The sequence below is a fragment of the Kitasatospora sp. NPDC002543 genome (assembly GCF_053594915.1).
On sequence record NZ_JBSFWR010000106.1, the window covers coordinates 20,235 to 29,833 of the forward strand.

Here is a 9,599-nt window from a genome sequence, read left to right on the forward strand (position 1 = left end):
CGCGTGTCGGGCCGGCCGGGCCGCGCGTCGACCGGCCGGGCCAGGGCCCCCTTCAGACCGCCAGGTCCCGCCGTTCCAGCAGCCGGAAGGCCGCCGCCAGCCCCAGCAGCCCCACCCCGAGCAGCACCCCGAAGGCCGCCCACGGCACCCCGCCGTGAGCGAGCACGTCGCCCGGCGCGTAGTAGTGGAACGGGCTGAGGTAGCGCAACGACCTGGCCGGGGACCAGGCCAGCGCGACGAAGTTGAGCGCGAAGCCGACCGCGCCGAACGCGACGGCCGCGCCGATCACACGGGCCCGCCGCCGGCTGATCGCGGAGACCGCCAGCACCGGTCCGGTGAGGCAGAACGCGAGGGCGCAGCCGAGCAGCCCGGCGGTGAACACCGCGCTCTCCGGGACGGCCGCGCGCAGCTGCGGGGAGAACGCCACGCCGAGCGCGAGGGTCAGGGTGGCGGCGGCGTTGAGCAGCACCGTGGCGGCGACCAGGGCGCCGGCCCGCTCGGCGAGCAGCCGTCGGCGGGAGACCGGGCGGGTCATCAGCAGTTCGATGGTGCCGGACTCGACGTCGGCCGCGACGGCTGCGGCGCCGAGCGAGCCGATCACGGTCAGCTGGAGGGCGATCCAGAACGGGTGGGTGAGCCCGGCGCCGAGCAGTCCGGGGTAGCTGGCGATGGAGACGTCCCCGTTGGAGCCGCTGAAGGCCTTGAACGCGCCGGGCGGGGTGCGGCGTTCGCCGAACAGGTCGCCGGTCGGCACCGTCCCGGCGATCACCACGATCAGGGTCTCGAAGACGACCATGCCGAGGAGCAGGGAGAGCAGCATCCGGCGGCGCCGGTGCAGGGCGAGCCAGACCAGCGGGAGGCGGCGGTTGACGGTGCCCGGGTTCACGGCCGCTCCTCCGGCTCCGGCAGCCCGCCGCCGTTGCCGCGCTCCTCGGCCCCGACGGACCGGTAGAGGTCGAGGAAGGCCTCGTCCAGGCCCGCCTCCTCCACGGTCAGGTCGGCCACCGGCTGTTCGGCGAGCAGGGTGCGCACCGCCCCGACCACCTCGTCCGGCGGCACCAGCAGCTCGACCCGCGGGCCGTCCCAGCGCGGGGACCACCGCTCGGCGGTGCCGAGCGGCCGGGCGCCCCGACCGTCGTCGATCAGCAGCCGGACCCGGCGGGCCCGGGCCTGGCGCAGTTCGGCCACCGAGCGGACGGTGACCAGTCGGCCGTGGCGGACGATGGCGACCCGGCCGCAGGTCCGTTGCACCTCCGGCAGCACGTGGCTGGAGAGCAGGACGGTCCGGCCGGCCGCGGTCTCCTCGGCGAGCAGTTCGTAGAAGGTCTCCTGGACCAGCGGGTCGAGCCCCTCGCTCGGTTCGTCCAGTACCACCACCGGCGGCCGGTGCTGGAGGGCCTGGACGAGCCCGAGCTTCTGCTTCATGCCGCGGGAGTACTCCCCCACCGGCCGGGCCAGGTCGGCCCGGGAGAGCTTGAGCCGGTCGCACAGCTCGCGCCGGCGGGGGACCGGGGCGCCCTGGAGGGCGGCGAGCAGGTCGAGGGTCTGCTGACCGGTGAGCTCGGGGTAGAGCCGCAGTTCGCCGGGCAGGTAGCCGATCGAGGGGGCGAGCAGGCCGTGGTCGGCCACCGGGTCCAGGCCGAGCACCCGGACCCGGCCGTCGCTGGGGCCGAGCAGGCCGACCAGGCAGCGCAGCGTGGTGGTCTTGCCGGCGCCGTTGGGGCCGAGCAGTCCGAAGACCTCGCCGGCCTCGACCGACACGTCCAGCCCTTCGATGCCGACGGTGTCGCCGTAGCGCTTGGTGAGCGCCCGCAGTTCGATCACCGGGCCCGCGCGCCCGGTGCTCCGGCGGTCGACGGCTGGATCCGGCTTCCCGGGCATGGCCACCTCCTGTGACGGCTGTGCCGCGGCGACGGTGCGCTCCGGCGCCGCCGGCTGCGTCCGACATCCAAGCGCGGCCGGCCGGGCGAGTCCAGGGACGCGCCCGGACCGCTCCGGGGCTCACCCCTTGCACACGCCCAACGGCACCAGCCGGGCGACCTGCCGGGCGAGCCCGGCGGCCTCGGTGACGGCGGCCACCGCGTCGACGTCCTTGTACGCGGCCGGGGTCTCCTCGGCCAGGGCCCGCCAGGAGGCCGGCCGCACCGCGATCCCCCGCGCCTCCAGTTCGTCCTTCAGCCGCTCGCCGCGCACGGTGCGCAGCGCCTGGTGGCGGCTCAGCACCCGCCCGGCGCCGTGGCAGGCGGAGCGGAAGGCCTCGTTGCCGGGCAGGCCGACCATGACGTACGAGGCGGTGCCCATGGTGCCCGGCACCAGCACGGGCTGTCCGGCCGCTGCGAGGTCGGCGGGCAGGTCGGGGTCGCCGGGCGGCAGTGCCCGGGTGGCGCCCTTGCGGTGCACGCACAGGGTCCGGGGTTCGCCGTCCACCTCGTGGGTCTCCAGCTTGGCGAGGTTGTGCGAGACGTCGTAGACCAGTTCCAGTCCGACGCCGAGCGCGGTCGCGAAGGCGCGGCGGGCCGCTTCGGAGAGCAGCTGCCGGTTGGCCCGGCCGTAGTTGGCGGCGGCGGTCATGGCGCCCAGGTAGGCGCGCCCGCGCGGGGAGTCGACCGGGGTGCAGGCGAGTTGGCGGTCCGGGAGCTCGATCCGGTAGCGGTGCAGTTCGCGGTCCATGGCGCGGACGTGGTCGGTGCAGATCTGGTGGCCGAGGCCGCGAGAGCCGCAGTGGATCATGACGCAGACCTGGCCCGGCCGCAGTCCGAAGGCGGCGGCGGTCCACTGGTCGTGGACCCGGTCGACGGCCTGCACCTCCAGGAAGTGGTTGGCCGAGCCGAGACTGCCGACCTGCTGCAGCCCGCGCTCGACGGCCCGGGTGCTCACCTCGCCGGGGGCCGCGCCGGCCAGCACGCCGCCGTCCTCGCAGCGCTCCAGGTCGCGCGGCACGCCGTGGCCGTGCTCGACCGCGTAGCGGGCGCCGCCGAGCAGGAGCTCGTCCAGTTCCTCCGGTCCGGACAGCCGCCACAGGCCGCCCCGGCCGAGGCCGCGCGGGACGGTGCGGTCCAGCAGGTCCATCAGGCGGCCGATCCGCTCCGCGTCGAGTTCCTCCCGGCTCACGCCGGCGGCCAGCAGCCGGACCCCGCAGGAGATGTCGAAGCCCACCCCGCCGGGTGAGACCACCCCGCCCCGGTCGACGTCGGTGGCGGCGACCCCGCCGATCGGGAAGCCGTAGCCCCAGTGCACGTCGGGCATCGCGTAGGAGGCGCGGACGATCCCGGGCAGCGTCGCCACGTTCGCGACCTGTTCCAGCGCCTTGTCTCCGGCGGCCTGCGGCAGCAGCGCACCGTTCGCGAAGACCACGCCGGGCACCCGCATCGGCGGGCGCGGCTCGATCCGCCAGCGGTGCCGGCCCGCCTCGGTCAGTGCGATCTCCACCTCGCTCACCAGCTCCCGCTGCTCCGGTCCGCCCGGCCCGGGGCCGCGGTGCCCGGGGCCGCAGTGCCCCGGTCCGTACGGCCCGGGTCCGCCGCGACCGGGGCCGGTTCAGACGTCCACGGTGACCCGGCAGGTCCAGCCGTCCGGCCCGGCGCTCAGGTCCAGGTCGTGCAGTGAGACGGCCTTGGGCACGGCGCCGACCAGCGCGGCGGTGGCGGCGTCGGCCATCGTGAAGCGGACCTCCACCCGGCGGGCGCCGTCCAGGCCCTCGATCGGGCCGACCGCCACCGCCACCGGCAGCTCGCCGTCGGCGTCCATCCGGTAGACGACCTCCTCCAGGACGCCCGCGAGCAGGTCCGGGTCGCTCGCCGTGAGGACGGTGCAGACGCGCTCGCCGACGGTCCGCGCGTCCGCCAGGTCGGCGAAGCCGCCGACCACGGCGCGCACCAGCTCGCCGATGCAGCCCTCGGCCGTCGGCGCCCAGGCCTCGACCCTCAGGTCGGCCGTGTGCGGCACGCTCCGGTGGCCGACCGCGGACCGGCCCGCGAGTTCGTGTCCGTCCACGGGCGACGCCTCCCGCGACTCCTTGCCGTCTCTCCTCCAGCGTCGTCCCCGGGGGCGCCCGGCGGCAAGTCCGGGTCAGCTCCCGAGGGTGGCGAGGTAGGCGGCGGCCAGCTCGGGGGTGGCCAGCCAGGCGGCGTGGTCGCTCGGCTCGGCGTAGGTGTTGGCGAGCCGGCGGCCGACCTCGGGGTACCGCGCGGCCGCCGCGAACACCCCCTGGAGGTGGTCCGGAACGGTCAGCATCGAGGCGGTGAACTCCACGCTGTGGCGGGCCTGCTGCTGCCAGAACCGCTCGGCGGTGCGGCACATCCAGTCGGCCGTGTACGGGGCGTCACCGTGCTCGACGACGGCCCGACGGTAGGCCTCGGCGGCCCGGGCGGCGTTGTTGGCGCCCTGCCCGGTGATCGGGTCGGTCACCACCACCGCGTCGCCGAGGCCGAGCACGTGGACGGCGTCCACGCCCGAGCCGAGCTCCGCCACCGGGTGCCGGACCACCGGCGTGACCGCGCCGAACAGGCCGGCCCCGGCGTCGGTCGGCTCGGCCTGCGTCCAGAGCTCCGCCTCCCAGGGCAGGTACTCGCCCAACAGTGCGCGGATCCGGTCCAGTTGGACGTCGGGCGGCGGGGCGTCGCCGAACGCGTCCAGCGGGCCGCCGGGCAGTGCCTCCCAGAGCAGGATGTCGCAAGGGCCGGAGAGGGTGAGCGCCGGCTGCAGGTACAGCTCGCCGAGGCCGGGCAGGGCGTTCATCCGGGCCCTCGGCCCGGCCGCCGGGTCCGGCGAGCCGACGCCGTGGGCGTACAGGCAGGACAGCGCGCGCTGCGGCCGGTCGAAGGGCGAGCGGCCGGCGTCGCGTTCGAAGATCCCGGACAGGCCGCCGCGGCCGGCCGCGACCACGGTCAGCTCGTGCCGGCGGGCCAGCTCGTGCAGCCCGCCGCGGTCCAGCGTGCGGTACTCGATCTCGCCGCCGCGCTCGGCCAGCAGCTCCAGCCAGCCGGCCAGCTTGAGCCGCTGGTCCACCGACTGGGCGGGCTCGTCCAGCGTCATGGTGTACTCCAGCGCGCGCACGCCCGGGGGCGCCGCCAGCACCGCCTCCACCGAGGAGACGGCCGGTGCCCGGTCCGCCCAGAGGTCCAGCCCGGCCGCCGCCTCGATCCGCAGCGCGGGGCCGAACATCGCCTGGGTGGACAGCACCCGGCCGCCGCGCAGCTGCTCCGGGGTGCGCTCGGCGACCAGTGTCACCCGGTACCCGTCCGCCACCAGCCCGAGCGCGAGCTGGAGGCCGGCCTGGCCCGCTCCGACAACGGCGATCCGGCGCAAGGCTGCCTCCCGGTGATCTGCTGATGGCCCGTCAAGCAGGCACAGTAGTCGAGCGGGAGCGCTCCGGACACCGGTGCGGGCACACCGGTTCGGCGGCCGCGGCGGCGTCCGGTTCGCGCCGCCGGCGGACCACCGGCCCGGGTGCCCGCCCGGACCGGGTCAGCCGCGCAGGTGCGCGGTGAGCACCTCCACCACGTCGGCGGTCCGGTCGGCCAGGTAGAAGTGCCCGCCCGGGAAGACCCGCAGGTCGAAGGCGCCGGTGGTGTGCTGCTCCCACCCGCCGACCTGGTCCACGGTGGCCCGGTCGTCGCTCTCCCCCACCAGCGCGGTGATCGGCGCCGACACGGTCGCGTCCGGGGCGCTGCAGTAGGTCTCGACGGCGGTGTAGTCGGCCCGCAGGCTCGGCAGGATCAGCTCGCGCAGGCCCGGGATGGCGAGCACCCGGTCGTCCGTGCCCCCGAGCTCGGAGATCTCGGCGAGCAGCTCGTCGTCCGGCAGCTGGTGGATCCTGCTGGTCCGGCGCAGCGAGGGCGCGCGGCCGGCCGAGACCACGAGCCGGTCCGGCCCCTTCACGCCGTCGCGCTCGAAGCACCGGGCGGTCTCGAAGGCGACGGACGCGCCCATGCTGTGGCCGAAGAACGTGAGCGGCCGGTCCGCCCACTCCCGCAGCTCCCGGGCGAGGTGCTCGGCGAGGGCGGTCACCGAGGAGACCACGGGCTCGGCGATGCGGTTCTGCCGGCCCGGGTACTGGACGGCCAGCACGTCGGCGTGCGGCGCCAACGCGTTGGCGTACTCCAGGTAGTAGCTGGCCGCGCCACCGGCGTGCGGGAAGATCACGATCCGGGCGGGCGCGGAGTCGGACGGGTTGAACCTGCGGAACCACGGATTGTCGACGACGGCGCTGCTGGACATGCGGGGTGAGGCCTCTCTCCGGGACGAACTCTGCCGGCCCCAGTCTGGCAGTGCCGGGCCCGCCCGCGGGGCGATGTGACGATCATGCGCCACAGCGGGCCGGTTCCCGACCGTGGGCCCCGGGGCGCCGCGGTGGCACGATGGCCGCATGAACGAGCCCGAGGACTGGATCACCGTCGCCGCGTACGAGAACCTGCCCGGTCGCCCCGCCGTCGGAGCCTCCGTCCGCGCTTGACTGCGCGACCGGGGCATCGACTGGATGCCGTTCGCCGTGGACGCGGTGCGCGCGGACCTGGTCTGCGGGCGCGGCCCGGACGGCCGTTGGCGCGGCTGGTTCGACGTCCGGGTCCGCGCCGACGCCCTGCGCCGCCTCGGACTCCACCCCGAGCAGCCGTCGGCGGCCGTCACCGGCGCGTCCCCGCCCGGCTGGTGGCACGCGGCCGCCGAGCGCCGGGCCTACCGCTGACGGCCGGCGGCGGGGCCGAAGCGCACCGTCTCGGCCCGGGACCGGGAGACGGCGTCCAGCAGCAGCACGGACGAGGCCTCGGGTGTCGGCATCGGGCCGCCGGAGCGCACGTGCCGGGTGAAGGCCGCCAACAGGCGCTCCAGGCCCCGGCGGTGGCGGGCGAAGACCCGGGTGGAGGCGTGCCGGCCGCGGGCCCGCTGGCCGTCCAGCGCGGTGGCGGCGCCGACGTCCAGCAGCACCAGGTGCAGTTCGCGGCCCCCGCGGCCCGCCTCCCGGGCGAGCCAGCGCCGCATCCAGGCGCGGCTGCCGCAGTCGTGCACCAGCAGCGGGCCGCCGTCGCGCACCGAGGAGCGCAGCAGCCGGAAGTGCTCCAGCCGGGCCCACGGCCGGTACACCGCGTACGGCAGGGCGGCGGGCATCACCGCCTCGCAGGCCTCGTGCACCGTCCGCGGGTCCACGGCCCGCACCGCCGCCCCGGACCAGCGCCGCAGCAGCGTGCTCTTCCCGGCACCCGGCAGCCCGGACACCACCACGACGGCGCCGGCCGGGTAGACGGCGACGAACCCCGCCCCGGCCTCGCCCCGCAGGTCGACCACGCCGCGCGGCGCCACGACCGCGTCCACCCCGCTGTCCACCGGCCCGATCCCCCCGTCCACGTCCGACCGGGAACCCTAACAACAACCCCCGGCCGGGGTGTCCGGGCCCCGGCGCACCGTGGTGCGTCCGTGGGGCCGGCATCCACTAGGCTGACGCCCCGTCGGACAGGAGGCGGGCCATGGCGGAGGCGGCTCCGACGTACACCGCGCTGGTGCTGGACGGGCTGGCGCGCGATCCCGGGCGGGTGGCGATCCGGTTCGGGGACGGCGCGTGGACCGGGCGGCAGTGCCTGGACCTGGTGCACCGCACCGCCCGGGCCCTGGAGCGGGCCGGGCTGGGGCCCGGGGACGGGGTGACGGTGCTGGCCGGGAACCGGCCGGAGGCCCTGCTGGTGCGGCTGGCCGCGAACCTGCTGGGCTGCCGGGTGGCGATGCCGTTCCCGGACGGGCCGGTCGCGGAGCAGGTGGCGCTGGCGGAGTTCGCCGGGACGTCCGCGCTGGTCTTCGACCCGGTCCGGTGCGCGGCGGCGGCCGCCGGGATCGCACGGGCCGTGCCCGCCGCCCTCCTGCTCTCGCTGGGGCCGTCGCCGCTCGGGCTCGGCACGGACCTGCTGGACCTCGCCGCGGCCCGTTCCCCCGCCCCGTTCGAGCCCCGCGGCCGCCCCGAGGACGTGATGGCGGTGCGGTTCACGGGCGGCACCACCGGGCGCCCGAAGGGGGTGCTGCGCCGGTTCGGGCGGCCGCCGCGCCCGCCGCTGCTGTCCGGCTCGGTCTTCCTGCTCTGCACCCCGCTCTGCCACGGCGGCGGCACCACGGCGGACCTTTCGCTGGCCGCGGGCGGCACGGTGGTGATGCAGGACGGCTTCGACGCCGGGGCCGTGCTGGCGGCGGTCGAGCGGCACCGGGTGTCCCGGACGTACCTGCCGCCGCACCTGCTCTACCGGCTGCTGGACCACCCGCTGCTGCCCACGACCGACACCGGCAGCCTGCGCCGGATCGGCTACACCGGCTGCGCGGCCTCCCCGCGGCGCCTCGCCGAGGCGACCCGCCGACTGGGCCGGGTGCTGCACCAGACCTACAGCCTGACGGAGTGCGGTCCGGTCGCGCGGCTGGGCCCGGACGAGCACCTGGCCCCGCGGCTGCTGACCACCGCGGGCCGCCCGTTCCCGGACACCCTGCTGCGCGTCGTGGACGAGGACGGTACCGAGCTGCCGCCGGACCGGACCGGGGAGATCCGCGTCCGCACCCCGACCGCGATGGCCGGCTACTGGCGTGACCCGGAGCTGACCGAGCGGGTGCTGCGGGACGGCTGGCTGCACACCGGCGACCTGGGCAGCCTGGACCCGGCCGGCTATCTGACGGTGGCCGGACGGCGGGACCCGATGGCGATCGTCGAGGGGCACAATGTGTTCCCTCGCGAGATCGAGGAGCCGCTGCGCACCCACCCGGAGGTCCGCGAGGCGGTGATGTTCACGACCACCGACCCGGACCGTCTGGAACGGGTGCACGCCGCCGTCGCCCTCGCCCCCGGCTCCCGGCTGACGGCCGAGCAGCTGCACCGCTGGGGCCGGGCGCACGGGCTCGGCCGGTGCGCCCCGGACACGCTCCTGCTGCTCCCCGCGATCCCGCTGAACGGTCTCGGGAAGCCGGACCTCGACGCCCTGCGGGCCCAGGTGGGCGACGGAAGCATACGGGCGACCGCCACCGCGGGGGCGCGCGACGGGGCTTGACGCCCCCTCCAGTGCTTCGAGCGCCTACGCGGGCAACCTCTTCTGCGCCACCCGGCGGGAAGAACCGTCCGTGGGCACTCGACCGGGCGGCCCGACCTGCCGACACATCCCCGGCAGCGTCGTGCACATCGGTGCGGGCCGCACCGTCCCCCCAGGAGGCACTCCCTTGACCTGGCTTCGCGTCCTGACCGCACTGGGCATCCTCGCCGTGGCGGCCAGTGCCCTGATCGTCTTCGCCCTGTGCACGTCCACCTCCCGGAGCGAGCGTGCCGCGAAGGAGGCGCCGCCGGACCTCCGGGCCGACGCCGAGGGCAGCGGCCTGTTCCAGCGGATGGGCGGCGACACCTGACCGGCCGGTCCGGACGGCGACGGCCACCGTCACCCGGACCTTCCGCACTCGGCTTCGGTGCCCCGCCGGCCCGGTGCCCCACCAGGGGCACCGCGAGGGATCAGTGCTCCGCCAGGGGCCCGCGAGGGATCAGTGCTCCGCCATGTCGTCGGGTCGGACCTCGATGTGGTCGGCCGCGAGGTCCACCGCGACCCGGTGCTCCATCCCCAACGACTCCAGGAACTTCACCGGCAACTGCA

At 76.4% G+C, this 9,599-nt stretch carries 10 protein-coding genes; 3 read left to right on the forward strand and 7 right to left on the reverse strand.

All coding sequences use genetic code 11. From position 1 onward, the window contains the following. Nucleotides 1-52 precede the first annotated feature (52 nt). The 6 genes from ACWD4P_RS31625 to ACWD4P_RS31650 all read right to left on the reverse strand — a co-directional run bounded on the left by ACWD4P_RS31625 (nt 53) and on the right by ACWD4P_RS31650 (nt 6,219). Nucleotides 53-886, reverse strand: coding sequence for an ABC transporter permease (locus tag ACWD4P_RS31625; RefSeq protein ID WP_449782016.1), 834 nt, complete (start codon nt 884-886; stop codon nt 53-55). Next, nucleotides 883-1,881, reverse strand: coding sequence for an ABC transporter ATP-binding protein (locus tag ACWD4P_RS31630; RefSeq protein ID WP_449782017.1), 999 nt, complete (start codon nt 1,879-1,881; stop codon nt 883-885). The genes ACWD4P_RS31625 and ACWD4P_RS31630 overlap by 4 nt, the downstream gene beginning before the upstream one ends. Before the next feature lie 120 nt (nt 1,882-2,001). Next, complete coding sequence (locus ACWD4P_RS31635; protein WP_449782018.1) at nt 2,002-3,438, reverse strand: RtcB family protein; 1,437 nt, start codon at nt 3,436-3,438, stop codon at nt 2,002-2,004. 99 nt (nt 3,439-3,537) lie between these two features. After that, nucleotides 3,538-3,993 (reverse strand): archease, encoded by a 456-nt coding sequence (locus tag ACWD4P_RS31640; RefSeq protein WP_449782019.1) that lies wholly within the window; start codon nt 3,991-3,993, stop codon nt 3,538-3,540. 75 nt (nt 3,994-4,068) lie between these two features. Continuing rightward, complete coding sequence (locus tag ACWD4P_RS31645; RefSeq protein WP_449782020.1) at nt 4,069-5,307, reverse strand: styrene monooxygenase/indole monooxygenase family protein; 1,239 nt, start codon at nt 5,305-5,307, stop codon at nt 4,069-4,071. Nucleotides 5,308-5,466: 159 nt separating this feature from the next. Further along, a complete protein-coding gene (locus ACWD4P_RS31650) occupies nt 5,467-6,219 on the reverse strand; it encodes a thioesterase II family protein (protein WP_359827706.1) in 753 nt (250 codons plus the stop codon). Between the two features lie 259 nt (nt 6,220-6,478). Between ACWD4P_RS31650 and ACWD4P_RS31655 the strand changes: the two genes are divergently transcribed. Next, the gene (locus ACWD4P_RS31655; RefSeq protein ID WP_359827704.1) at nt 6,479-6,685 is read left to right on the forward strand and encodes a hypothetical protein; all 207 of its coding nucleotides are present in this window, start codon (nt 6,479-6,481) and stop codon (nt 6,683-6,685) included. On the opposite strand, the gene ACWD4P_RS31660 is transcribed toward ACWD4P_RS31655, so the two are convergent. Continuing rightward, entirely contained in the window at nt 6,676-7,341 is a 666-nt protein-coding gene (locus ACWD4P_RS31660) for an AAA family ATPase (RefSeq protein WP_359827703.1), read from the reverse strand. The genes ACWD4P_RS31655 and ACWD4P_RS31660 overlap by 10 nt on opposite strands. Before the next feature lie 119 nt (nt 7,342-7,460). On the opposite strand from ACWD4P_RS31660, the gene ACWD4P_RS31665 reads away from it, so the two are divergent. Together ACWD4P_RS31665 and ACWD4P_RS31670 are read left to right on the forward strand one after the other, a co-directional pair. Further along, entirely contained in the window at nt 7,461-9,011 is a 1,551-nt protein-coding gene (locus ACWD4P_RS31665) for an AMP-binding protein (protein WP_449782021.1), read from the forward strand. 166 nt (nt 9,012-9,177) lie between these two features. After that, nucleotides 9,178-9,360, forward strand: coding sequence for a hypothetical protein (locus ACWD4P_RS31670; protein ID WP_359827700.1), 183 nt, complete (start codon nt 9,178-9,180; stop codon nt 9,358-9,360). The last annotated feature ends 239 nt before the right edge of the window (nt 9,361-9,599 follow it).

What these genes read in the sequence shown, in the direction of transcription:
- ACWD4P_RS31630 (WP_449782017.1), bottom strand. Translation starts at nt 1,881, where the DNA reads ATGCCCGGGAAGCCGGATCCAGCCGTCGACCGCCGGAGCACCGGGCGC.
- ACWD4P_RS31650 (WP_359827706.1), bottom strand. Translation starts at nt 6,219, where the DNA reads ATGTCCAGCAGCGCCGTCGTCGACAATCCGTGGTTCCGCAGGTTCAAC.
- ACWD4P_RS31655 (WP_359827704.1), top strand. Translation starts at nt 6,479, where the DNA reads ATGCCGTTCGCCGTGGACGCGGTGCGCGCGGACCTGGTCTGCGGGCGC.
- ACWD4P_RS31665 (WP_449782021.1), top strand. Translation starts at nt 7,461, where the DNA reads ATGGCGGAGGCGGCTCCGACGTACACCGCGCTGGTGCTGGACGGGCTG.